Source organism: Parafrankia irregularis (assembly GCF_001536285.1).
Classification (GTDB): Bacteria; Actinomycetota; Actinomycetes; order Frankiales; family Frankiaceae; genus Parafrankia; species Parafrankia irregularis.
The window spans coordinates 1-23035 of sequence record NZ_FAOZ01000021.1; the positions used below are offsets into that span (position 1 = coordinate 1).

At 73.0% G+C, this 23035-nt stretch carries 23 protein-coding genes; 7 read left to right on the forward strand and 16 right to left on the reverse strand.

Going from position 1 to position 23035, the window contains the following annotated elements; translation table 11 throughout:
• Window positions 1-398: 398 nt before the first annotated feature.
• The gene (locus AWX74_RS25570) at window positions 399-1544 is read right to left on the reverse strand and encodes an Mrp/NBP35 family ATP-binding protein (RefSeq protein WP_054565180.1); all 1146 of its coding nucleotides are present in this window, start codon (window positions 1542-1544) and stop codon (window positions 399-401) included.
• Between the two features lie 426 nt (window positions 1545-1970).
• Between AWX74_RS25570 and AWX74_RS25575 the strand changes: the two genes are divergently transcribed.
• Window positions 1971-2405: a MarR family winged helix-turn-helix transcriptional regulator gene (locus AWX74_RS25575; protein ID WP_193209943.1), complete on the forward strand. Its 435-nt coding sequence runs from the start codon at window positions 1971-1973 to the stop codon at window positions 2403-2405.
• An 87-nt stretch (window positions 2406-2492) separates the two neighbouring features.
• Here AWX74_RS25575 and AWX74_RS25580 read toward each other — a convergent pair whose 3' ends face one another.
• The 3 genes from AWX74_RS25580 to AWX74_RS25590 form a co-directional block, all read right to left on the reverse strand.
• Complete coding sequence (locus tag AWX74_RS25580) at window positions 2493-3359, reverse strand: PHP domain-containing protein (protein WP_114476422.1); 867 nt, start codon at window positions 3357-3359, stop codon at window positions 2493-2495.
• Between the two features lie 65 nt (window positions 3360-3424).
• Window positions 3425-3928, reverse strand: coding sequence for a Sec-independent protein translocase protein TatB (tatB, locus tag AWX74_RS25585; protein ID WP_091282053.1), 504 nt, complete (start codon window positions 3926-3928; stop codon window positions 3425-3427).
• A 118-nt stretch (window positions 3929-4046) separates the two neighbouring features.
• Window positions 4047-5546, reverse strand: a complete 1500-nt coding sequence (locus AWX74_RS25590) for a S1C family serine protease (protein WP_242666419.1) — start codon at window positions 5544-5546, stop codon at window positions 4047-4049.
• Window positions 5547-6363: 817 nt separating this feature from the next.
• Between AWX74_RS25590 and AWX74_RS39575 the strand changes: the two genes are divergently transcribed.
• Window positions 6364-6960, forward strand: coding sequence for a hypothetical protein (locus AWX74_RS39575; RefSeq protein WP_131799534.1), 597 nt, complete (start codon window positions 6364-6366; stop codon window positions 6958-6960).
• 575 nt (window positions 6961-7535) lie between these two features.
• On the opposite strand, the gene AWX74_RS25600 is transcribed toward AWX74_RS39575, so the two are convergent.
• On the reverse strand, window positions 7536-8333 hold the full coding sequence (locus AWX74_RS25600; protein ID WP_091282064.1) for a zf-HC2 domain-containing protein: 798 nt from the start codon (window positions 8331-8333) through the stop codon (window positions 7536-7538).
• Window positions 8330-9175, reverse strand: a complete 846-nt coding sequence (gene sigE / locus AWX74_RS25605) for an RNA polymerase sigma factor SigE (protein ID WP_242666420.1) — start codon at window positions 9173-9175, stop codon at window positions 8330-8332. Before sigE ends, AWX74_RS25600 begins: the two co-directional genes overlap by 4 nt.
• A gap of 166 nt (window positions 9176-9341) precedes the next feature.
• Between sigE and AWX74_RS25610 the strand changes: the two genes are divergently transcribed.
• The 3 genes from AWX74_RS25610 (at window position 9342) to AWX74_RS25620 (ending at window position 11876) form a co-directional block, all read left to right on the forward strand.
• Complete coding sequence (locus tag AWX74_RS25610; RefSeq protein ID WP_054565186.1) at window positions 9342-10004, forward strand: O-methyltransferase; 663 nt, start codon at window positions 9342-9344, stop codon at window positions 10002-10004.
• A 213-nt stretch (window positions 10005-10217) separates the two neighbouring features.
• A complete protein-coding gene (locus tag AWX74_RS25615; protein ID WP_131799535.1) occupies window positions 10218-11399 on the forward strand; it encodes a hypothetical protein in 1182 nt (393 codons plus the stop codon).
• A gap of 84 nt (window positions 11400-11483) precedes the next feature.
• Window positions 11484-11876 carry a hypothetical protein gene (locus tag AWX74_RS25620; RefSeq protein ID WP_091282348.1) on the forward strand — a complete coding sequence of 131 codons (393 nt, stop codon included), beginning with the start codon at window positions 11484-11486 and terminating at the stop codon, window positions 11874-11876.
• On the opposite strand, the gene AWX74_RS25625 is transcribed toward AWX74_RS25620, so the two are convergent.
• The 3 genes from AWX74_RS25625 to AWX74_RS25635 form a co-directional block, all read right to left on the reverse strand.
• A complete protein-coding gene (locus AWX74_RS25625) occupies window positions 11868-13679 on the reverse strand; it encodes a leucyl aminopeptidase family protein (protein WP_091282075.1) in 1812 nt (603 codons plus the stop codon). The two genes, AWX74_RS25620 and AWX74_RS25625, sit on opposite strands and share 9 nt — an antisense overlap.
• Before the next feature lie 72 nt (window positions 13680-13751).
• Window positions 13752-13919, reverse strand: a complete 168-nt coding sequence (locus AWX74_RS25630) for a DUF3117 domain-containing protein (RefSeq protein WP_006544345.1) — start codon at window positions 13917-13919, stop codon at window positions 13752-13754.
• Window positions 13920-14092: 173 nt separating this feature from the next.
• Complete coding sequence (locus AWX74_RS25635; protein WP_242666421.1) at window positions 14093-14746, reverse strand: DivIVA domain-containing protein; 654 nt, start codon at window positions 14744-14746, stop codon at window positions 14093-14095.
• A gap of 100 nt (window positions 14747-14846) precedes the next feature.
• Between AWX74_RS25635 and folP the strand changes: the two genes are divergently transcribed.
• Window positions 14847-15824 carry a dihydropteroate synthase gene (gene folP / locus AWX74_RS25640; protein ID WP_207550415.1) on the forward strand — a complete coding sequence of 326 codons (978 nt, stop codon included), beginning with the start codon at window positions 14847-14849 and terminating at the stop codon, window positions 15822-15824.
• A gap of 45 nt (window positions 15825-15869) precedes the next feature.
• On the opposite strand, the gene AWX74_RS25645 is transcribed toward folP, so the two are convergent.
• From AWX74_RS25645 to fdxA, 7 genes are all read right to left on the reverse strand, one after another.
• Window positions 15870-16481 (reverse strand): LOG family protein, encoded by a 612-nt coding sequence (locus tag AWX74_RS25645; RefSeq protein WP_091282080.1) that lies wholly within the window; start codon window positions 16479-16481, stop codon window positions 15870-15872.
• The gene (locus AWX74_RS25650; protein ID WP_242666422.1) at window positions 16478-17365 is read right to left on the reverse strand and encodes an LOG family protein; all 888 of its coding nucleotides are present in this window, start codon (window positions 17363-17365) and stop codon (window positions 16478-16480) included. The genes AWX74_RS25645 and AWX74_RS25650 overlap by 4 nt, the downstream gene beginning before the upstream one ends.
• The gene (locus AWX74_RS40205; RefSeq protein ID WP_165615788.1) at window positions 17362-17541 is read right to left on the reverse strand and encodes a hypothetical protein; all 180 of its coding nucleotides are present in this window, start codon (window positions 17539-17541) and stop codon (window positions 17362-17364) included. Before AWX74_RS40205 ends, AWX74_RS25650 begins: the two co-directional genes overlap by 4 nt.
• A gap of 557 nt (window positions 17542-18098) precedes the next feature.
• Window positions 18099-19208 carry a succinyl-diaminopimelate desuccinylase gene (gene dapE / locus AWX74_RS25655; RefSeq protein WP_091282358.1) on the reverse strand — a complete coding sequence of 370 codons (1110 nt, stop codon included), beginning with the start codon at window positions 19206-19208 and terminating at the stop codon, window positions 18099-18101.
• 171 nt (window positions 19209-19379) lie between these two features.
• Window positions 19380-20216, reverse strand: a complete 837-nt coding sequence (locus AWX74_RS25660; protein ID WP_193209812.1) for a 2,3,4,5-tetrahydropyridine-2,6-dicarboxylate N-succinyltransferase — start codon at window positions 20214-20216, stop codon at window positions 19380-19382.
• Window positions 20217-20320: 104 nt separating this feature from the next.
• A complete protein-coding gene (gene dapC / locus AWX74_RS25665; RefSeq protein WP_091282087.1) occupies window positions 20321-22117 on the reverse strand; it encodes a succinyldiaminopimelate transaminase in 1797 nt (598 codons plus the stop codon).
• A 59-nt stretch (window positions 22118-22176) separates the two neighbouring features.
• Window positions 22177-22500, reverse strand: a complete 324-nt coding sequence (fdxA, locus tag AWX74_RS25670; protein WP_054565192.1) for a ferredoxin — start codon at window positions 22498-22500, stop codon at window positions 22177-22179.
• A gap of 89 nt (window positions 22501-22589) precedes the next feature.
• Between fdxA and AWX74_RS42625 the strand changes: the two genes are divergently transcribed.
• Window positions 22590-22973 (forward strand): putative acetyltransferase, encoded by a 384-nt coding sequence (locus tag AWX74_RS42625; protein WP_423212978.1) that lies wholly within the window; start codon window positions 22590-22592, stop codon window positions 22971-22973.
• Window positions 22974-23035 lie beyond the last annotated feature (62 nt).

Genomic DNA, 23035 nt, shown 5'->3' on the forward strand with positions numbered 1-23035 from the left:
CGGCCGCCCGCAGGTAGATGACCTCGTCCTTGACGTCCTGCCGGCCCAACGCCGCCCCCTTCGACCCGATGACCATCGGTGGACATCGGGTCGCCTGGAGAGACCAGGGAACGGGCGAATCTGACACACGTGCTCCCGGCAGCCGCCAGGGGCGGCTGCCATGGCACAAACCGTAGTCCCGGAACCGGCCTCCATCGCCAGCCTTGCTTCACGAGCTCACCGGCATCACAGAATCACCGGCTTACCAGGCGACCCGGCCCTATTTTTCCCTGCATCCGTGGAGGCCAGCGCAGCGGCCTGGCGACCCTTGCTCAGCAGCAGCGACGGGCGGCGTGCGGCGAGCTGGTCCGACGCGCCCGCCGATGATCCTTCCCCAGCCGGCTACGACCGGCCTGGGCTCAGGCCCGGCCGGCGGGGCTGATGCCCAGCGAACGGCCGGACAGGCCGCGGGAGCGGAAGGTGAGCCGCTCGGCGACGGCGCGCAGCGCCTTGCCGGCCTCGGAGTCGGGCTCGGAGAGGACCAGCGGCTTGCCATCGTCGCCGCCCTGGCGCAGCCGGACGTCCACCGGGATCTGGGCGAGCAACGGCACGTCGTGGCCGAGCACCCGGGTCAGGCGCTCCGCGACGGCCGCGCCACCGCCCTCGCCGAAGACGTCCACCCGCTCGCCGCAGTGCGGGCAGGGCATGTAGGCCATGTTCTCGACCACACCGATCACGTTCTGGTGGGTCTGAACGGCGATCGTGCCGGCACGCTCGGCGACCTCGGTGGCCGCGAGCTGCGGCGTGGTGACGAGCAGCAGTTCGGACGTCGGAACCAGCTGGGCCAGCGAGATCGCGATGTCACCGGTGCCGGGCGGCAGGTCGAGGAGCAGGACGTCGAGGTCGCCCCAGAAGACGTCCGACAGGAACTGCTCGAGGGCACGGTGCAGCATGGGGCCACGCCAGGTGACCGGCTCGTTCCCACGGGTGAACATGCCGGTGGAGATGACCCGCACCCCGTGCGCCTGCGGGGGCATAATCATCTTCTCGACCTGCGTCGGCGGGCGATCGATGCCGAGCATCCGCGGGACGGAGTGGCCGTAGATGTCGGCGTCGAGGACACCGACGGACAGTCCCGAGCGGGCCATCGCCGCGGCCAGGTTCACGGTGACCGACGACTTGCCGACCCCGCCCTTGCCGCTGGCGATGCCGTACACGCGGGTCATGGAACCGGGCTGGGCGAACGGGATGACCCGCTGCGCCGCGCCGCCGCGCACCTTCTCGTGCAGGGCCGTGCGCTGCTCGGGGGTCATGACTCCGAGCGCCACCCGGACGTCCCGGACGCCGTCGACACCGCTGACGGCGCGACTGACGCGGGAGGTGATCTCATCACGCATCGGGCAGCCGGAGACGGTCAGCAGCACGTTCACGTCGACGGAACCGTCGTCGCGGACGTGGACCGATTCCACCATGTCCAGATCGGTGATCGGCTTCCCGATCTCCGGGTCCAGCACTGTCGCCAGGGCGGACTGGATGGCGTCGGACGAAGGCAGGGCTGGTGACAAGGGAAACCTCAGTCGCGGGTCGACATCCTCGGCCGTGTGGGACCGCGGATGTGCTGCAAAGCGGGGGCTGGGGGCGCCGGTGGCACGCAGCCGGATCCGGCGCTGTCGGGTGGTTCTCGTATGCCAGTGATCGTGCATCAGTGATCGCACAGCCGTTGGGACTTCACGGCCGTGGGCCGCGGGTCGGTTACTCACCTGGCGCGACCTCGTTCCACGATAGCCGCCCATCGGCCCCTCGGGCCGGCTCGGCGGTGGGGGGCATAGCACGCCGGGCTTCGACGCGGACCCAGCGGGTCACCGCGTCGTACTCTGATCGGCGTGGGGCGGATCGACGTGGTGCGGGACAACTCGACCGTGGCCGGAGCCGGAGATGTGGCCAGAGCCGGAGATGTGGGCAGAGCCGGCGAGGTCGTGGATGCCCGCGGCATGCGGGCCTGGCGGCAGCTGCTGAGGGCACACGCCCACGTGACCCGCCTGTTGGAGGCCGAGCTCGACGCCGCGCACCAACTGCCGCTCGCCTTCTACGACGTGCTCGTGCAGCTCTCCGAAGCCCCCGACCACCAGCTCCGGATGAGCGAGCTGGCCCACAAGGTGCTGCTCTCCCGCAGCGGGCTGACCCGGCTGGTCGACCGCATGGAACGGGAGGGGCTGGTGGAGCGGCGGTCCTGCCCGTCGGACGCGCGCGGAACGCTGGCCGTCCTCACCGACGCGGGGTTCAGCCGGCTGCGCGACGCGTCCGGCACCCATCTGCGGGGGGTCGCACGCCACGTCCTGAACCACTTCACACCCGAGGAACAGGACGTCATCGCCGAGCTTCTGGGGCGGCTGGGGACGTCGGACATCCCGCCCGCCACGCACTGAGGCACTGAGGCACTGAGGCACTGAGGCGGCTGAGACGCTGGGCACTGAGACCGAGGTGCCGGAACAGCGGCCACCGGGGTGATCGGTTCACCCGGTGATCGGAGCTGCCCCGCTCGCCCTGGCGACCAGCGCCTCGTACGACTCCCGCGACGTGCTCTCCGACCCGAGAACCCTGCGGTCGCCCGTACCACCGTGGAAGTCACTCGACCCGGTGACCACCAGATCGAGCTCAGCGGCCAGCGCCCGCAACCGCTCCCGGTCCGGCGGGGTGTGGTCGGGATGGTCCACCTCGACACCGGTCAGCCCGGCGCGCGCCATGCCCACGATCACCTCGGGCCCCACGGTGTCGCCACGGGCGCTGGCGAACGGGTGGGCGAACACGCTGACGCCCCCCGCCGCCCGGATCATCCGCAGCGTCTCCCAGACGTCGGGCGGCTGTTTCGGGAGCCAGAACCGCCCCCCGGAGCCGATCCACTCCCGGGTGAACGCGGCCTCCACGGTGGGCACGACGCCCGCGTCGACGAGCGCCGCGGCCACGTGCGGGCGGCCGACCGTGCCGCGGGCCAGTTCCTGGACCCGCTCCCAGCGCACCGGATGACCCGCGGCGGCAATCCGCTCCACCATCCGGCGGGCGTGGTTCGCCCGTTCGTCACGCAGCCGGGCGCGCGCGGCGGCGAACCGCGGCTCGGCCCGGTCGAACAGGTAGGCGAGAACATGCAGTGCGATCCGCCGCCCACTGACCTGCACCGAACAGGAGATCTCGGCACCAGGCAGCAACGTCATCCCGGCGGGCAGCGCGGCGGCGGCCCGGTCGAGCCCGCCGGTGGTGTCGTGATCGGTGAGGGCGAGGACGTCCACGCCGGCCGCCGCGGCGGACCGGACCAGCTCATCAGGTGTGAGCACGCCATCCGATGCGGTGGAATGGGCGTGCAGGTCGATTCGCGGCGGACGAATCGCTCCCGGAGTGGGCTCCGGCGCGGAGACCGAAGCTTCCGACGTTGCGAGGTCCCGCTGGTCGCTCAGGTGGCGTCCGAATCGAACGGCGCCGAGTCGGCGGGAGGCTCGGAGCGCACGGCGGGAGTGGTGCCGGTGGCGACCGGACGCCCCGCGGCCGGGCTCGACTTGGTCAGCGACGGGCGCGGAGCCGGCTTCGTCAGGGACGTCTCGGAGCCGGCCTGCGGCAGACGATCCTTCGTCAGCGAGGGTGCGGCGGGCGCATCGTCCTCGCCGAGCAGCGAATCGATGGTCCGCTTGCCGGCCGGGTAGCCGAACGGATCATCTTCGCCCTCGAACAGATGCTTACGCACGAAGGTCTTGGGGTGCAGATCCCGGATATCCAGATCAGCGAGCTCGGGGCCCAGCTCCGACCGCAGGTCGTTGCGCATCCCGTTCGCCATCTGGCGGAACTGACGCAGCATCCGGCCAGCGTCACGGGCAGCCTTCGGCAACCGGTCGGGCCCGAAGACGAAAAGCCCGATCAGGAGCAGAACAGCTACCTCGCCCCATCCGACGCCATTGAACACTCGGCCAGAGTACCTCCCCTGCCGTTGCCGGCGAAGGGTTCCGACATGACGAACAGATGTCCTGTTACCTCTCGCAGGCCCACGACCTGCTCTGTTCTCACCCCCACCTTTGTGGTGGTCAGCCCGGCTGTTCCTGAAGTACCACCCGCGTCGTACGCTCGGCACCGGCACGCCAGAAGGTGACGGTGACCGAGTCGCCGACCCGGTGCAGCCGAGTCGCCGCCGTCATGTCGTTCGTGCTGTTGACGGCCATCCCGTCGACCTGGGTGATGATGTCCCCCAGGGTCAGCCCCGCCGCGGCCGCCGGCCCGGTCGAATCGACCTCACGGATGATCGCCCCCGCTCTGGTGCCGCGGGCCCGCGCCTCGGCCGCGGTGACGGTGGCCGCCGACACCCCGAGATAGGGATGCGTCGCCCTACCGGTACGGATGATCTCGTCGGCGACCGAGGCCGCGTAGTCGATCGGAATCGCGAAGCCGACGCCCACACTGCCTGACTGCGTCGTCGCCCCGGGCACGGTGGCTATCGCCGTGTTGAGGCCCACCACCTGCCCGGCCGCGTCGAGCAACGGCCCGCCGGAGTTCCCGGGGTTGATGGCCGCGTCGATCTGGATCGCTCCGATGATGACCGAGGCCCCGCCGCCGTCGACCGGCACGCTCGGATTGCGGTCCAGGGCGCTGACGATTCCGGTCGTCACCGTCCCGGACAGGCCGAACGGCGCTCCGATCGCGATCACCGGCGCGCCGACCACCAGGGAGCCGGAACGGCCCAGTGTCGCGGCCGTCAGCCCGGTCACGCCGGGGATCCGCAGCACGGCGAGGTCGGAACGCGCGTCCCGGCCGACGACCTCGGCCGGCCTGGGCTCCGTGTCGGAGCCCAGCGTCACCACGATCTGGCCGCCCGCGGCGACGGCCGGTGAGATCACGTGATTGTTCGTGAGCACGTAACCCTCGGAACGGATGATCACCCCTGAACCGTTTCCGCCTTCCTCGCCGGCGGTCACATCGATGGTCACCACCGACGGCATCACCCGGGCCACCACGTCCGCCACCGAGCCGGGGTCGATGACGGTGGGTGCCGCCTCGGCGGACGCGCCCGGCCCCGACGTCTGCGCCGACTCGTCCGTCACCGCGGCGATCGTCCCGCCACCGACCACCCCGCCGAGCAGACCCGCGATCACTGCGGTGATGACGAGTGCCCGGCGGCTGTGGACCGGCCGCGATGCGGGGACACGATGGTGCTGGGCGGCCGCGCCGGTCGCCCCGTCGAGTGACCCGGGCGCCGCGCCCGTCGCTCCCGCCGGCTGCGCTGGCCTTCTGCCGCCGGCGGACGGGCCGTCACCCGGCGCGCCGGGCGTTCCGGCCGTACCCGATCTGCCGGGCGGGGCCGCCCCCGTAAGTTCCGACGGAGGCGGTGTGGTCGGGCGCGGCGGGCGTCGTTGGGACACCAGATCCATGAACGGGTCGGCTGACGGCCGGCTTGGGGCCCGGGTGGTGGTCGTCTGCGCGGGCCGCCCCGCGCCCGACCAGTCACCCGAGGTCCGGCCCGACTCCCTGGGCAGCTCATCCGGGCGATCGCCACGGGCACGCCCGGTGTCGGCCCGTGACGTCGTGTCCACCCGTGACGTCGTGTCGGCCCGTGACGTCGTGTCGGCCCGTGACGTCGTGTCGGCCCGTGACGTCGTGTCGGCCCGTGACGTCGTGTCCGGCCGAGGGGTCCTGTCCGCCCGAGATGTCGCGTCCGGCCGAGAGGTCGCGTCCACCCGTGACGTCGTGTCCGGCCGTGACGTCGTGTCCGGCCGTGACGTCGTGTCCGGCCGTGACGTCGTGTCCGGCCGTGACGTCGTGTCCGGCCGAGAGGTCCTGTCCGGCCGAGAGGTCGTATCCGCACGAGAGGTCGTATCCGGCCGGGAGGGCACGTCCGCGGCGGGCACGGTCCGTGCGGTGCCCTCCCGTGCTGTGTTGTTCGCCGTCTCACGAGACGGCTCTCGCGTCGCCTCACGGGAGGTGCTGTCCTGGCCGGCTCCGCCGGGCGAGAGTCTCGCTGCCCGCCGTGCCTCCCCCGCATCGCGCGGGGTGGCAGCCGGCCCCACTCCGGTCGGACGCGGCCGCGCGGGCGACGAAGGCGACGCGGACCAGTCGCCGCGTGCGCTTTCGAACAGGCCGCGGGACGGGCCGGGCCGCCGTTCGCGACCCTCAGGAGACGCCGCCGACGCGCCCGGGCGAGCGACGGGGTTCTTCTCCGGCGCTGCCGGAGCACTGCTGACAGGCCTCCTCGGCGGGGTACCGCCGGCGCCGCCGGTCCCATCCGTACCCTCGGCCGCCGGATCCGCGCGACCGGCCGGATCCGCGCGACCGGCCGGATCCGCGCGACCGGCCGGATCCGCGCGACCGGCCGGATCCGCGCGACTGGCCGGCGGCGTCGTCTCACGCGTGGTGGGCGGACCTCCCCTGACCTGTGACGGCGGGCGCACCGGTTCGACGAACGGCGGTCGGTGGGCCGGCTTCGCGCGGCTCTCGTGCCCCGGTCTGGGCTGGTTCGGCCCGCGCCCCGACCCGGATGCCGTCTCCGCCGCCGGGGTCTGGGCGGCGCTGGTCGTCGACGCATCGGCGGCCCTGGCGGCCGGAGCATCGGCGGCCAGGTCGGACGGAGCATCCGCCGCCCTGGCGCCCGGAGTGGCCGCGGACCTGCCCTGCGGGGCGTCCGCCGGCCGGTCAGCCGGAGCATCCACAGGCTCGCTGGCTGCGGTCTCCGCGCCCGCGGGCCTGCGGGCCGAGGTCTCCGCGGACCTGCCGCGAGCCGGCACGGCCGGAGTCACCGGTGGAGTCCGCGCCGCCGAGGGGAAAGGATCATCCCGCCGGCCAGGCCGAACCCGGGCGGTGACCGGACGCCCCGCAGCCGCGGCACGGTTCGCGGCCGGAGCGGCGGCTGACCCGGACCCGGGCGCGGACGCCGCTGCGGACGTGGACGCGTCCTGCCGCGCCGCTGCGCGCTCGCCCACCGCTGGACGCCGATCCGCCCCTGCACGCTGATCGGTCACCGGACGCCTGTCGGCCGCCGGTGCGGAGCCGGCCGGACGGCGTTCAGGTCCGTACAGCGGCAGCGCCGTCGGGACGGGACGGTCGGCGCCGCCCGGTGACGGAGCGGTGCCCTCGGCCGCGGGTGGACGCAGCCGCGGCGGCCGGACCACCGGAGCACCCCGTGACGATCCCACGCCAGGACGGGCATCTGTGGTCTGGTCGTCGCCGGTGCTGTCCACATGCCCTCCCCGAAGTGCCCGAGCGCCACGCTGAAGACCGCGGGCTTCCTGCGGGCCGAGGCACGATCCGGCCAACCAGGCGGACAACACGGTAAAGGGTGCCAGACAGGCACAGGAAGGTCAGCGGGCATGAATTCCCTCCGCGCCCCCCAGCGCGGTAACTCATCGTGAGGGAAGCGCGGCGTTCATGCACCCGGCGGCGGCCATCTGCCGCATTCATTGGGGAAAATGAAGATTCGTCGACATTTGAGCTAGCCCGGTCGGGCATCAAATGATCAGTGAACGGCGGATCGAGATCGGCTCACGCGGTCGGCAGCCGTGCGGAGCGCCGCCGCCGCACCGCCCCGGTCAGGGCCGCGGGAACGAGACCGTGGCGATCATCGGGCTCGGACGCATCATGTTGATCGCCGGAGCCTTGGCCGGAATCGCGGCCGCGCTGGTCGGTGCGGGTATCGCCGGCAGGTCGGAGGGGCGGACGACCGCACCCGCGTCCGCGAGCGCCGAACCACTGACCGCGAGCAGCATCACGGCCGCCGAGCCGACAAGGGTGCGGCGCATACGGCTCCGGTTGCCCGATCGTGGGTGCGGCGCGGGACGCCGAGCCGACGGGCCCGCGCCCCTCGTCGTTCCGCTGGCAGCCACCCAGAGCACTCCACCCGGCACCGACCAGGCGGACCGCCCACGCGCACCACCCGGCGGCCGCCCCGCCCCCGCCGCCGGCCGCACAAGGCTCACGCCACCACCCGCGAACGGGCCGGCAGGCCGGAACGGACGCGGCGCCCGGGTCAGGCCATCCGGCCGGGAGCCAGCCGCGGTGAGCTCCGCGGCCGGCCCGCGCACAACGGGGCGCGCCGCGACGAAGCCGCTCGCCGCGCCGATCATCGGGCGCGGCGCCGAGGACGCCGGGGTGGCCCGCAGCGCGGCCTGGTACTCACGTGCGCCCAGGCCAAGCAGGTTCGCGGCCAGCCCGCTCGGCAGGGAAGGCTCGGCGAGCCCAACCAGCCGGGCTTTGAGGAATCGCTGCTCGGCAACCTCAGCCTGGCATGCGGGACAACGGGTGAGATGTGCCAGGGCTCGGTCACGGTCGTCATGACCGAGCTGCCCGTCGACCAGGGGGGTGACAAGCACGCCCAGATGACTGCTCACGCCCGCCGCTCCCGAGGAGCACCGCCCTCGGGACCGACGGTACTGCTCACCGGACCACGGCGACGCTCGCTCCGGCGACCGCGCCGGCCCGACCGCTCCGGCTCGGTGACACCGTCGGCGAACGACCCCTCGCCACGCCCAGCCGGCTCCGGCTCGGCGACGTTGTGCTCCCAGCCGCCCGGATCGGCGGCGGAGAGCGCCTGCGCGGAAGCGGGACCGGCAGCCGCGGCCAGCGAAGCGCTCTCGGGGCCTTCGGTGGCCATCGCCGCCCGCGGCGCCCGGTCGGCGAGAGCCGCCCGCAGCATCGCCCGCCCGCGGGAGATCCGGCTGCGCACGGTGCCCAGCTTGACCCCGAGGGTCTGCGCGATCTCCTCGTACGAGAGCTGCTCGATGTCGCACAGCACGACCGCGGCCCGAAAGTCTGGCGGCAGCGCGGCGAGCGCCGCCTCCACGTCCGCGTCCAGATGGCTCTCGGCGTAGACCGCCTCCGGGCTCGCCTCCCGACCAGCCAGCCGCTCGGTGTCCTCCGGGAGCGCGTCGAACCGGATCTTCTGCTGGCGGCGCATCCGGTCCAGGAACAGGTTCGTGGTGATGCGATGCAGCCAGCCCTCGAAGGTGCCAGGCGTGTAGTCAGCCAGGGAACGGAAGACCCGGACGAAGACGTCCTGCGTGAGGTCCTCGGCGTCGTGGGCGTTGCCGGTCAGGCGATAGGCAAGCCGGTACACCCGGTTGCCGTGCTCGCGAACCACGTCCTCCCAGGACGGGGGCACCCAAGCACTCATTTCTGGGGCGGCGGCCGCGCCTTGGACGGCCGAACCCGCCCCGAGCTCCTCCGCCGCCACAGCCGCCTCTCGGTCGGTTCGCGACGAACGTACCCGACGCGCCGGCCAGGGAGCGGCGAATCCCGCTGCGGACACCGATTTTTCTCCCCTCGACCCAGTCGACACGGGCGCACTGCCAAGACGAACGTTCCTGTCTCGTCTCCCGTTCCCGTAGGCTGCGGATGTCATGCCGGACATCGACATCGCGGCACGGGAATCTGCCGTCGCCTACGCCGAGGGCTTCCTCCTGGAAGACCCCGTTCTTCGTGCTGCCCGCGCTCGCGCCGAGGAAGTCGGGATCGTCCCCGTCAGCCCCGGTGCCGGAGCGGTGCTTCGTTTCCTCGCCGCCTCCGTGGGTGCCCGTGCGGTCGTCGAGATCGGAACCGGTACCGGTGTATCCGGGACCTGGCTGCTCCGTGGGATGCGACCGGACGGAACCCTTACCACCATCGACGTCGAGGCGGAGCACCTGCGGCTGGCCCGCCGGATCTACGCCGACGCCGGGATGGCACCGGGGCGCAGCCGGCTGATCACCGGGCGCGCCCTGGAGGTGCTCCCCCGACTCACCGACGGCGCCTACGACCTGGTGTTCTGCGACGCCGACCGGCGGGAGAGCACCGAGTACCTCACACAGGCGCTGCGGTTGCTGCGGCCTGGCGGCGTCGTGGCGTTCGCCGGGGTGCTCGCCGGGGGCCAGACGACGGACCCTTCGGCCCGCAGCCCGGACGTCACCGCCGTGCGCGAGCTGGCCACCGCCGTCCGGGACGACGCGCGGCTCACCCAGATGCTCCTCACGACCGGGGATGGGCTGCTGGTGGCGGTCGTCGCGAAGTCGTCACCGGTCGGCTGAACCACCCGAACCAGTCGAGCCACCTGTACCGGCCAGCGGGCGGCTCGCGCGCGGAGCGTTCGAACTGGGTTACGGTTTAGGCTCTTCTGTGCCGGGGCGAACATTTTGTCCGCCCGTACGATCCGTCGCGGCGTCCGATCCGGGTCGGGCCCGCGGCGGTCGACACAGGTCGGACGACAGCGTCGAGCCGGGAGTGAGCAGGTGCGCGGTCAGGTGGATCGTCGTCGTTTCGACGACGGCTACAGCCGCGATGGCGACCCCGGCGGGTTCGGCGAGCCGTCCCGTTCCGGCTACCCCGAGTGGCCCGACCACGCCGACCACTCCGGCTACCCCGAGTGGCCCGACCACGCCGACCACGCCGGCTACGCCGGCAACTCCGATCGGTCCGGTCCCGTCGCTCGCTCCGCCGCCGCCGCCCGGTCCGACCAGTTCCGGGGTCCGCAGGTGTCGGCCTCGAACACCCGTGGCACCCGGCCCGGCTATCACGAAGGCGCCGGCTGGGCGGAAACGCGCGACCGAGGTCGTTTCACCGACCCGGCCGCGCGCTCCGGCGGGAGGTATCCCGGCGGAGCCGACTACGCGGACGATCCGACACCGGCACCGGGCAGGGAGCCGGGGCCCGCGGCCGTGCGCGGAACCGGGCAGGCGGGCCGGCCGGCGCCGGCTACCGGCGACGACGGGTTCAGCAACTGGGCGGCCAGCCGGCCGGCCTATCCGGGCACCGGAGGATTCCCCGGTTCCGACCGGGCCCGGCCACCGGCGTCACCGCCACCGCGGGAGCCGGCCGAGAACTGGCTGGGCTGGGTCGCCTTCCTCCTGGGCATCGCGGTGCTCGCCGGCGGCGCCGGCTACGTCCTGAACAGGATCACCACGGGCGGGCCGACCGGCGGCGCGGTCCCGTCCGCGGCAGCCACCGCCGGCACCCCGACGGCGAGCCCGGCCGACCCGAGCCAGACCGATCCGGCAGCGGGCTCATCCGGTCAGGCGACCGGCCCGACCGCCGAACAGGTCGCGATCATGCTGGCGAACAGCGGGCTGCCACTGCGGACCACCGTCGTCTACACCGCGCAGAACGACCCCGACGCCCTCCTGGGCCGTCCGGGCGGCTACATCAGCCGGATCGCGTTCACCGACACCCGGGTCAGCGCCAGCGAGATCGCGGGCGCGCCGGCCGACGCGATCGAGCGGGGCGGCGCCATCGAGGTCTTCCACGCCCCGGAGGTCGCCCAGGCCCGGGGCGCGGCGCTGAGCGCGCCCTCCGCCGGCGGCGACCCAGCCGCCGAATACACGTTCGTGCAGGGCCGGATCGTACTGCGGCTGTCGCTGATCCTCACCGAGACGATGGCGGCGGGGTATCAGGCCGCCCTCGGGAGGATCGGCGGCGGGTCACCCTAGCGGGTCGCGCCCGGTCGTCACTCCCCGGGCCCGAAGGCCCGGATCCGGGGAGTGCGGCACCGCCCGCGGGGGCAGGCGTACCGCATGAACATCCGCGAGTTCTACGATGCCGATCCGCGCCGGCAGACGTCCGAAGAGGTCGCTTTCGGGTATGGCTGGACCACCGAGGACGACAAGCACTCCACCTACCGGCTGAGCTGGGTCGCGGACACCGGCGAGGCCTACATCGTCCGTGAGCCGCATCCGGGGGGCATCCTCGCGCGCTACCTCGACCAGCTCCGGGTCGATCAGGTCGACGTACGGGAACTGCTGGTCGAGGTGCTCGCGACGACGGACCGGTACACCCTCGAGGCCGCCCTCGCCGGCTGGCCCGCGGTCATGCCGGAGAAGAACAGCCTGCAGTGGGCGCGGCGACAGCTTGCCGCGCTGAGCTCGGCGAACAGTTCGCCGAGCACGACGCGGCCGCCCTCAGCCTGACCCCGGCCCGGCCAGGTAGGCGATCAGCGTGCGGACGCCCCAGCCGGTGCCGCCACGGCTGATCTCACCGTCGTCGGAGTCCGCGCGAGCCGTGCCGGCGATGTCCAGGTGTGCCCAGGCGCGACCGCCGGTGAACTCCCGCAGGAACAGCGCCGCGGTGATCGAGCCGCCGTTCACCTCCATCGCCCGGCCGATGTTCGCCAGATCCGCGACGGGCGAGTCGATCGCCGGGCGGTACTCCTCGGTCAGCGGCAGCCGCCACACACGCTCCCCTGCGGCGGTGGACGCCGCGGCGAGCTCGGCCGCGAGCGTGTCGTCCGAGGAGAACAGCCCGGCGGTGCGCCGGCCCAGAGCGACGGTGATCGCACCGGTCAGGGTGGCGAGGTCGACGATCTGGTCGGGCTCCAGCGTCGCGGTGGCATAGGCCAGGCCGTCGGCCAGGACGAGGCGCCCCTCGGCATCGGTGTTGAGCACCTCGACCGTGGTCCCGCCCCAACAGGTGATCACGTCACCGGGACGCATCGCGGACCCGCCGATGAGGTTCTCCGCGAGGCAGAGCAGCCCGGTGACCTTGCCAGGCACGGCCAGCTCGGGCAACGCCGCCATCGTGCCCAGCACCGCCGCGGCGCCGGACATGTCGGTCTTCATGCTTGCCATGGAGACCGACGGCTTGAGCGACAGCCCACCCGAGTCGAACGTGATCCCCTTGCCGACCAGCACCCGATGCCCGGGCTCGACGCCCTCGGGCCCGGGCGGACCGTCGTAGGTGAGCCGCACCAGGAACGGCGGGCGCGGTGACCCACCGCCGACCGCCACCAGCCCGCCGAAGCCCTCCCGAACCAGGTCGTCGCGGTCGAGCACCGCGACGTCCAGGCCAGCCTGGGTGGCGACCAGCTTCGCCTGGTGAGCCAGCCAGGCCGGTGTCTTGACGAGGCTCGGCATGTTGATCAGATCGCGGGCCAGGCAGACCGCGTCCGCGACGACACGTGCCCGGCGCACCGCGTCCACGACCGCCGGGTCGCCGGCCTGCTCCAGGCTCAGCACCAGCACCCGGTCCGCCCGCGGGTCGGCCGCCGCCTCGTCCGCCGTGGCCGGCTGTGGCTCCGGCACGTCCTGTTGCCCGCCGTCCGGCTGGACGTCCTGCCCCGCCGGCTGGTCCCGCCCGCCCGGTGCCTCGGGCCCGTCCGGCGACGGCGCGACGACCCGCGCGGCCACGCTCCCGCCGGCCGCGCGGTCCCCGCCGGGGACGGCACCGGCGACGACGTCGGCGAGGCGGTAGGAGGCCAGCGCGTGGCCCTCGACGAACGCGTACACCCGCTCGGCATCCGGATCGGCGACCACGAAGGGCCGCCCCTTGGCTCCGGCCCGGCGCGCGAGGACGGCCCCCGCCGAACGCCAGTCCGCGACCTCACCGGCACCCACGCCGAGCAGAAACAGCCGCCAGGGACGTTCGGCCCGAGACAGCGGAACCGTCAACAACCCACCGGTGTCAGCCCGGAAACCCTCGTTCTCGATGAGCCGATCAACGTCGACACCGACCCGCGTGCAGGCGCGGCGACCACGGTCAGGCACGACGACAGCACCATCGACCGAGGCGACCACGACCACGAGAACGGCACAGTCCGCACCCACCGCGCCCACCTCACCCGGGGCGACAGCCGGCTCGGCGGCCGGTTCCCGGCCCGTCGCGGGCTGGTCGACGGATGCGAGCAACGGGTGGTCGTCGGAGGTGACCAGGACGAGCGGAGCCCGGTACCTCGACTCCGCGAGATCGGCCATCGATGCGACGGCAACCGTGCTCATGCCCCGCTCACCGCACCGCGGACACGCCCGCCTGACGAGTGGCCTGACGAGTGGTGAGTGACCACCCCCGGCCTAACCGACAGCGATCTTGAGCGCATCTCCCAGCGCACTCGCCTCGTCGGCGGTGAGTTCGACGACGAGTCGGCCGCCCCCTTCGAGCGGGACGCGCATGACGATGCCACGCCCCTCCTTGGTGACCTCGAGCGGACCGTCACCCGTCCGCGGCTTCATGGCCGCCATCGGTGCACCTCTTCCTGCCGTCGGACCTGCGTCTGACGACGATTATCCCGGAGAGCCGCCCGCAAACCGAAACACGTCCCAGCGGGGAATCACAACGGTCACGGCAGAGCCGTGATCTCGATGTCCTGCTGGCCACCTCCGCACGTCTGCGCTAGTTACTCCGATGCGTTTCACTACTGTTGCCCATCGACATCGTCCTCGGCCGGAGAGGCTTCGGGCTGGTCGGGCTCGCCCCAAACGTGTCGGGGCCGGCTGGCGTCGCCCTGGTTGGACCCACTGTGGCGGGCATCGTCCTCGCGGGCATCGTCCCCACCGGCAGCGTCCCCGCCGGCAGCGGGCCCGGCGACCCCATCCCCGGCGGGCAGGACGGGTGTGACGCGCGCCGCGGGCTCGGCCGGTTCAGTCCACTCGGCGGGCTCGACACTCCACCCGGCCGGCTCAGCGCCGCCGGTTCCACCGAGCCGTGCGAGCTCCGCGAGCCGGACCAGCTCATCGTCCCGGCGTGCGATCTCCTCGTCCCGCCATGCGAGCTCGTCGGCGAGTCGGGCCAGGACGGCATCGACCTCCGCCATCCGGTAGCCACGCACGGCCATCCCGAAGCGCAGGCCCTCCACGTCGGCGGGGGCGACCGCACGGCCGCTCAGGCTGACATGGGGGCCGTCCGGTACAGCCGGTGCCATCCGGTCGAACCGCCCGACGGACAGTGCGGCCACGACGAACACGATCGTCGCGACCAGCAGGACCTCCACCATGAGCACCACAAGGTCGATCGTGCCATGCGCGCAGGCGGGCGGCGGATTCGCCCACCCGTCGGACGGCAGCGCCACGAAAGGACCGTGAACCGGGCGCGAAAGGACCGTGAACCGGCCACGGGAGGACCGCGGCCGGTCTGGTCGGGTCCATGCCCGGTCTGGCAGGGTGGGCGGGGTGGCCGCCGAATCTCCCCCGACCAGCAGTCCGACGCCTGCCAGCGGGGCGACACCCGGCTACGGCGCAGCGCATCCGGGCGATCCGAGCGATGCGGGCGGTACGGCCCTCCCCCGGCCGCTACGGCTCGGCGGGCGGGTGTTCGGCCCGTCCGAGCTCGTCATCATGGCGATCGTCAACCGCACCCCGGACTCGTTCTTCGACCGCGGCGCGACCTACGGCGAGGCGGCCGCGCTCGACGCCGTGGACACCGCCGTCGACGGTGGCGCCGGGATCATCGACATCGGCGGTGTCAAGGCGGCCCCGGGCGAGGAGATCGACGCCGCCGAGGAGCTGCGCCGCATCGGCGGCTTCGTCTCCGCGGTACGGGCTCGCCACCCCGACATCGTGATCAGTGTCGACACCTGGCGGGCCGAGGTCGGGCGGGTGGTCGCGAGCGAGGGCGCCGACCTGCTCAACGATGCCTGGGGCGGCGTGGATCCGGAGCTGGCCGAGGTCGCCGCCGAGTTCGGCACCGGGCTGGTGTGCACCCACGCCGGCCACCTGCCGCCACGCACCCGACCACACCGGATCGCCTACGACGACGTGGTCGCCGACATCGCCGCCACCACCACCGGGCTGGCCGAACGAGCCGTCTCGCTGGGCGTCCGGCCCGACGCGGTGCTCATCGACCCGGGGCATGACTTCGGCAAGAACAGCCGGCACTCGCTGGAGTCCACCCGCCGGCTGCCGGAGCTGGTGGCCACCGGGTGGCCGGTCCTGGTCGCGATGTCCAACAAGGACTTCGTCGGGGAGGTGCTCGACGCGCCGGTGGACCAGCGGCTGGAGGGGACCCTCGCGGCGACCGCGGTCGCGGCCTGGCTCGGCGCGCGGGTGTTCCGCGCGCACCAGGTGATCGCCACCTGGCGCACGCTGCGGATGGTTTCCGCGCTGCGGGGGGATGTCGATCTGCGCATCGCGCGGCGAGGCGTGGTCTGACCCACCGCTGGTGGTCTGACCCGCCGCTGGTGGTCTGACCCGCCGCTACTCGCCCCCCGTGGACTCCACGGACTCCGCCGAGCCAGCTGACGCGGCTGGCAGCCACCGGCTCCCGCCGGCCGCGCCGGCCTCGACGAAGTCAAGCGCCTCGGTGATGCTCGTCGCCCAGATCAGGGTGTCGCGGGCCTGCGGACGTACGAAGCCGCGACCGACCAGGTCGTCGACGAGCAGCCGCAGGTGCGTGAACACGCCCTCGGACTCCAGCACGACGACCGGCTTGTCATGTAGGCCGAGCAGCGCCGCGACCCAGATCTCGAACAGTTCCTCCAGGGTTCCGAGCCCACCGGGCAGCGCCAGGAACCCGTCGGCGCGGCCATCCATGATCGCCTTGCGCTCACGCATCGTGGCCGTGACGATCAGTTCGTCCGAGTCGGTGTCGCCGACCTCCATCGCGAGCAGCGCCTCGGGGATGACCCCGATCGTGTGTGCGCCGCCGGCACGGGCCGCTCTGGCCACCGCGCCCATGCAGGACACCGAACCGCCACCGGACACCAAGGTGTGCCCGCGGCGCGCCAGCTCCGCGCCGACCTCCGCCGCCAGCAGGACGAAGGAGGGGTCGATCAGCTCGGAGGACGAACAGTAGACGCAGATGTTCACCGCGGTTCCGTGCCGAGGGGCCGGCCGGTGTGGTCCGTGCCTCCGGCGAACCCGGGCACGTCGCCGGTGCCGGCATCCACGGCGCTGTCGGCATCCACGGCGCTGTCGGCGACACCGGCCGCACCGGTACCGGCACCCACGGCGCCGTCGGCGCTGTCGGCGGCAGCGGCCTCGGCCCCGGCGGCGCCGCGGCCGGTGCCCCGCAGGATGACGTCCACCGCCTCGTCGACGTCGTCGGTGAGGGTCACCAGGTCGAGGTCGCCGGGCTTGATCCGGGCGGCCCCGAGCACCGTCGAGCGCAGCCAGTCCAGCAGGCCGGCCCAGTAGCCGGTGCCCATCAGCACAATCGGGAAGCCGGTGACCTTTCCGGTCTGCAGCAGGGTCAGTGCCTCGAAGAGCTCGTCCAGCGTGCCGAAGCCGCCGGGCAGGATGACGAAGGCCTCGGCGTACTTCACGAACATCGTCTTGCGGACGAAGAAGTACCGGAAGCTGACGCCGAGATCGACCCATTCGTTGAGGCTCTGCTCGTACGGCAGCTCGATACCCAGGCCGATCGACAGCCCGCCGGCCTCCCGGGCCCCCCGGTTGACCGCCTCCATCGCGCCCGGGCCGCCACCGGTGATCACCGCGTAGCCCGCGTCGGCCAGCGCGGCCCCGAGCCGACGCCCGAGCTCGTATTCGGGCTCGTCCCGGGCCACCCGCGCCGAGCCGAACACGGTGACTGCCGGCGGCAGGTCCGCCAGCAGGCCGAAGCCCTCGACGAACTCGCTCTGGATGCGCAGGACCCGCCAGGGGTCGCTGTGGACGAACGAAGCGGGGCTGCGGGTGCCGAGCAGCCGCTGGTCGGTGGTGGACGCCTGCACCTGGTCACCCCGCGCGGTCACCGGCCCGCGGCGCTGCTCCGGCGGCAGCCCGCCAGCTCGACCCGTTTGCCCGGCTCGTCGAGCGGCTTGGCCGGCTTGCTCGGCTTGGCCCGCTTGGCCGGCTTGCCCGGCTTGGCCCGCTTGCTCGGCTTGGCCCGCTTGGCCCGGGCCGGTGGGCGCCGGCACCTTGGGGGCATCCCCCGAACGGTCCACACCGGCCCCCTGGTCCGCGCGGTCCCCATCCAGGCCTTCCGCTGCCACGGAGACCACCGGCGGGGACGTCGATCCGCCGCTCGGCGGATCAGCATTGGCGGAGGAGCTCACATCCCGCACCATACGCACGCCCGGCGGATGCCTGGAAATCCCGCCAGCACCGCTGTCCGCCCGCGCGACCGGTTGACGCCTCTCCCGGCACCGCCGCGTCCCAGCGCAGGCGGGCAGGCCGGCAAACGGGCCCCGCGCCGGCCATCAGGCGCGGGCGGTGGCGGCTGCCTCGGCGACGACGGTCGGGCCCTCGCGCAACCAGGAGTCATCGGGGAGCAGGGCGGAAATCTGAGGATTTCGGTGGTTCCAGCGACCAGAAGCCTCAGGTCTTTCTCGGCAGCACCGGCGGCCCGAGGTCACCGCTCGAAGATCGGAGGATTTCGGTCGTTCCAACAGCCAAAATCCTCAGGTCTTCCTCGGCAGCACCGGCTTCCTCGGCAGCACCGGCTTCCTCGGCAGCACCGGCGGTAGCGGCGCACTGGCAGGCCGGCTAGCTCAGCAGGTAGGACCGCAGCACGCGCTCCGCTTCGTCGATCAACGCCAGCTCGACGTACTCGTCCCGGGTGTGTGCCAGGTTCGGGTCGCCCGGGCCGTAGTTCAGCGCCGGGATGCCCAGCTCGGCGAACCGCGCCACGTCCGTCCACCCGAACTTGGCGGCCGGGGTACGGGCCGTCGCCGCGACGAACGCGGCCGCCGCCGGTGCGGACAGCCCCGGCAAGGCCCCGCGGGCGCTGTCCTCGACGGACAGCTCGAATCCGTCCAGGACCTGGGCGACATGGTCGAGAGCGGCCGGGACGTCCCGGTCGGGAGCGAAGCGGAAGTTGACGGTGACCCGGCACTCGTCCGGGATCACGTTGCCCGCCACGCCACCGTCGATCCGCACCGCGGACAGGCCTTCCCGGTAGGTGCAGCCGTCCAGGGTGACGGAGCGGGGCTGGTAGGCGGCAAGCCGGGTCAGCAGCTCCCCGGCGCGGTGGATCGCGTTGTCGCCGAGCCAGGAACGAGCCGAGTGGGCACGGCGGCCACGGGTCGTCGCCACGACGCGCACCGTTCCCTGGCAGCCGGCCTCGATCTCGCCGCCGGTGGGCTCCATCAGGATCGCCAGGTCGGCCTGCAGCCAGTCGCGATGCCCGGAGGTGATCCGTCGCAGCCCGTTACGATCGGCGGCGACCTCCTCGTTGTCGTAGAACACCCAGGTCACGTCGTGCCGGGTCGCCGCGCCCTCGCCGGCGGCCGCGGCGAGGCGCAGCATGACGGCGACCCCGGCCTTCATGTCGGACGTCCCGCAGCCGTACAGGCGGGTGCCGTCGAGACGGGACGGCAGGTTCGCCGCGACGGGGACGGTGTCGAGGTGCCCGGCGAGCAGGACCCGCGACGGCAGGCCCCGGTTGGTGCGTGCCAGCACCGCGTCGCCGTCCCGGAGAACCTCCAGACCACCGGCAGCACCGGCACCACCGGCACCGCTGCCGTCATCGCCGCCCGCCGCGCGCAGTGCCTTCTCGACGGCGGTCGCCAGGGTGGCCTCGTCACCGCTGACCGACGGCACGTCCACCAGGGCACGGGTCAGGTCGCCCGCCGAAAGCGCCAGGTCAAGCTCCATGTCGACCGACCCTAGTGGCCGCGGCCCCGGGATGGCGCCCGGGGCACCACCGACGTCCATGCACCACCCGCATCAGGGCACGCACCACCCGCACCAGGGCGGCGCGAGGCCCGGGGCCCCGGCGCGGCGCGGCGCGCGAGACCCAGGCCACCGGCGCGGCGGCCGGTCAGGTTACGAGGCCACCCCGTGCTCCCGCAGGATGTCGTTCAGGGCGAGCTTGTCGTGGATCTCGCCTTCGTCCAGGGTTCGCAGGACGAGGATGCACGGCATGGCGAAGTCCCCGGCCGGGAACGAGCGGACCCGGCTGGAGCCGACCGCCACCGCACGCTCGGGGACCTCCCCGCGCGGGTACTCCTCGCCGGTGACCGCGTCGAAGACATGCGTGGAGGCGGTGAGGATCGCGCCCGCGCCGAGCTTCGCCCCGCGCCGTACCCGCGCGCCCTCGACCACCATGCAGCGGCTGCCGACGAAGGCGTCGTCCTCGACCACCACCGGCACGGCGCTCGGCGGCTCCAGCACGCCACCGAGGCCCACCCCGCCGGAAAGGTGCACGTTGCGCCCGACCTGGGCGCAGGAGCCGACGGTCGCCCAGGTGTCGACGAGGGTGCCCGCGCCGACGTAGCCGCCGATGTTGGTGTAGCTCGGCATCAGCACGGCGCCCGGCTCCACGTGCGCACCCCACCGCACGATCGCGCCCGGGACCACCCGGACGCCGTCGAACCTGGTCTTCAGCGGCACGCGGTCGTGGAACCGGAAGTCGCCGGCGGCGGACTCGACCATCGGCAGGACCTTGAAGGACAGCAGGATCGCGCGCTTGGCCCGCTCGTCGACGACGACCGCGCCGTCCGCGGCCACCTGGGCGACCCGGGCCTCACCTGCGTCGATGGCGTCGACCGCGCCGACGATGGTCTTCCTGGCCTGGGTGTCGTCCGGGGTCAGCTCGCCGCGGCGCTCCCACAGGTCGTCGATGGCCCGGTCAAGCGGGGATTCGAACGTCGTCTCACTCACGCTGGTCACCCCTCAGACCCTACGGTCCGCCCGATGACCGGCGCTCGGAAGCGTCGGCGCCGGTCAGGCTCGCCGACCAGCCAGCGGACCAGCTGGCAGACCGGTCAGCGGATGTCCGGCTCCGCTCGCCAGCCCCGGGACCCGTTGTGCTCGGCGGGGTCACCGCCGGCACGGCCCGGCGCGGCCCGCTCGTCCGCCGGATCCGTCGGGTACGGCCGCGGGATGGCGGTCTGGCCGGTCTGGTATGGCGGCATCGACGGCATCGGCGACTGGCCGGACAGGTGATCCGGAACCGGCAGCTGCCCGGTCGCGTACGGCGGCAGTGGCGTCTGCCCGGTCACGTACGGCGGGACGGACGGTTGCCCCGCGTAGGGCAGCGGCGTCTGGCCGGTCTCGTACGGCGGAAGTGGCAGCTGCCCCGTCGGGTATGGCGAGGCGGACGCGGGCACGGGCCCGGCGCCGTAGACCGGCGCGCCGCCCGGACCGGTGTGCCCGGGTTGGTGCCCGCCGCGTGTGCTTTCGGGGTAGGGCCCACCGCCGGCTGGCTGGGCCCCGTGCGGGTCCCGCCCGTCCCGGTATTCGTTCACGCCGGGCGGCCGGCCGCCGGCATCGGGCTGACCCGCCCGGTAGCGCTCGAACGCGCCCACCGGACCGGGGCCTGGGCGTGCCGCCTCGCTCGCGCCATAACCTTCCGGACGAACCTGGTAGCCACCGGTCACCGGGGCGGCCGGCGGAGCCCAGCCGGAGCCCGCGCCATGCTGCCCGCCCTGGCCACCCGCACCGCCGTAGCCGCCCGCACCGCCGTAGCCACCCGAAGCGGCCGGACCGCCCACCGACGGCAGCATCGTCATGCGCTCGGGAACGGTGGCGATCTGCGCGTCCGGTGCGGTGAGCGCGACGCGGACATGACGCCGGCCCGACTCGCCGTAGAAGCTGCCCGGAGCCACCAGGATGCCCACGCTCGACAGGGCGTCCAGCGTGGCCCAGCAGTCCTCGCCGCGGGTCGCCCACAGGTACAGGCCGGCCTCGCTGTGCTCGATCGTGAAACCGGCGACGGCCAGCGCGGCCGCCAGCACCGCCCGCCGGTTGGCGTACCGGGCCCGCTGGTCGGCCACGTGCATGTCGTCGGCGAGCGCGGCCGTGGTCGCGGCCTGGACCGGCGCCGGCATCATCATGCCGGCGTGCTTGCGGAGCTGGAGCAGCCCGCGCACAAGCTCCGGATCGCCGGCGACGAACCCCGTCCGGTAACCGGCGAGGTTCGAACGTTTGGACAGTGAGTGCACGGCCAGCAGACCCTCGTGGGATCCGCCGCACACGTCGGGGTGGAGCACGGAGATCGGCCGGGCTTCCCAGCCGAGCTCGATGTAGCACTCGTCGCTGGCCACGATCACACCGCGCTCACGCGCCCAGTTGACGACCGCGCGCATCTCGTCCACCGACAGGACGCGCCCCGTCGGGTTCCCGGGCGAGTTCAGCCAGACCAGGGTGACGCCCTCGGCGGGCCCCAGCACCGGCTCGCAGCGGGCCAGCAGGGCACCGACCTCATAGGTCGGATACGCGGGGGTGGGGACCCAGACGCGGTCCCCGGGTTCCAGACCAAGCTGGGAGGGAAGCTGGGCGACCAGCTCCTTCGTGCCGAGCACCGGCAGCACCGCCGATGGCTCGACAACCACGCCGAGGCGACGGGCCAGCCAGCCGGCCGCCGCCTCCACCAGTTCCGGCGTCCCCGCGGTCAGCGGGTAGCCGGGAGCGTCCGCGGCAGCCGCGAGCGCATGCTGCACGACCTGTGGCGTCGCGTCCACCGGCGTACCGACGGACAGATCCACCAGGCCGTACGGGTGAGACCGCGCCTTCTCCTTGAACGAGACCAGCTGGTCCCACGGAAAGTCGGGCAGCCGCACCCGAGACCGCCCCGGCGATCGAATCGTCCGGGGCGGTCCAGCCGACTCCCCCGGACCGGTCAGGACTCGCCCTGAGGGGCCAGGGCCGCGACCGCGGGCGGGTCGAAGTCAAGGGCGCCGACCTTCGAGGCGCCGCCCGGCGAGCCGAGCTCCTCGAAGAACGTCGCGTTGTTGTCGGCGTAGATCTTCCACTGCTCGGGGACATCGTCCTCGTAGTAGATGGCCTCCACCGGGCAGACCGGCTCACACGCACCACAGTCGACGCACTCGTCAGGCTGGATGTAGAGCATCCGTCCGCCTTCGTAGATGCAGTCGACCGGGCACTCCTCGATGCAGGCCCTGTCCTTCACATCAACACAGGGCTCCGCGATGACGTAGGTCACCGGACGTTCCTCCTCGAGCTCACGGACGACTGAGTTCCTTAGTATCGACCTGGACCGTTCGGTGTCGACAACAAGGGCGTTCACTGGTCGTGTATGTCGTCCACATCACTCCAGCAGACATCGGCTCACGGGTCGTGATCCGGCGACGAATTCCGGGTCCACTCCCTCTGAGCGATGTTCTGGGCACCCTTGAGTCTTGGTCGGAAGGCGAGCTTCGCCTCCGTCGCACCGACGGTACGACAGTGAGTGTGCCCGAGGAATCCCTAGTGGCGGCGCGTGTCGTCCCCCCGACACCCCGCCGGGCCAGTCCGCGATCCCCCGGCCGGGCACCCAGTTCATACCAGCCCGGATCAGACCGCGGCCACATGATCGCAGAAAGCAACAGTCGGATCACAAATGTGGGTCCGGACGCCGATACCCCAAAGGATGCGACGGACCCTCGGGCCGACTCCGGCGATACTGAAGGACAATGACCGCGACCGGGACGCGTGATACATCGGGCGGTGTGTCGGCAAGCGGTCGACGGCCAGCAAGC

What these genes read in the sequence shown, in the direction of transcription:
- AWX74_RS40205 (WP_165615788.1), bottom strand. Translation starts at nt 17,541, where the DNA reads ATGCCCCCAAGGTGCCGGCGCCCACCGGCCCGGGCCAAGCGGGCCAAG.
- AWX74_RS25610 (WP_054565186.1), top strand. Translation starts at nt 9,342, where the DNA reads ATGCCGGACATCGACATCGCGGCACGGGAATCTGCCGTCGCCTACGCC.
- AWX74_RS25630 (WP_006544345.1), bottom strand. Translation starts at nt 13,919, where the DNA reads ATGGCGGCCATGAAGCCGCGGACGGGTGACGGTCCGCTCGAGGTCACC.
- AWX74_RS25575 (WP_193209943.1), top strand. Translation starts at nt 1,971, where the DNA reads ATGCGGGCCTGGCGGCAGCTGCTGAGGGCACACGCCCACGTGACCCGC.
- dapE (WP_091282358.1), bottom strand. Translation starts at nt 19,208, where the DNA reads ATGGAGCTTGACCTGGCGCTTTCGGCGGGCGACCTGACCCGTGCCCTG.
- AWX74_RS25625 (WP_091282075.1), bottom strand. Translation starts at nt 13,679, where the DNA reads ATGAGCACGGTTGCCGTCGCATCGATGGCCGATCTCGCGGAGTCGAGG.
- AWX74_RS25620 (WP_091282348.1), top strand. Translation starts at nt 11,484, where the DNA reads ATGAACATCCGCGAGTTCTACGATGCCGATCCGCGCCGGCAGACGTCC.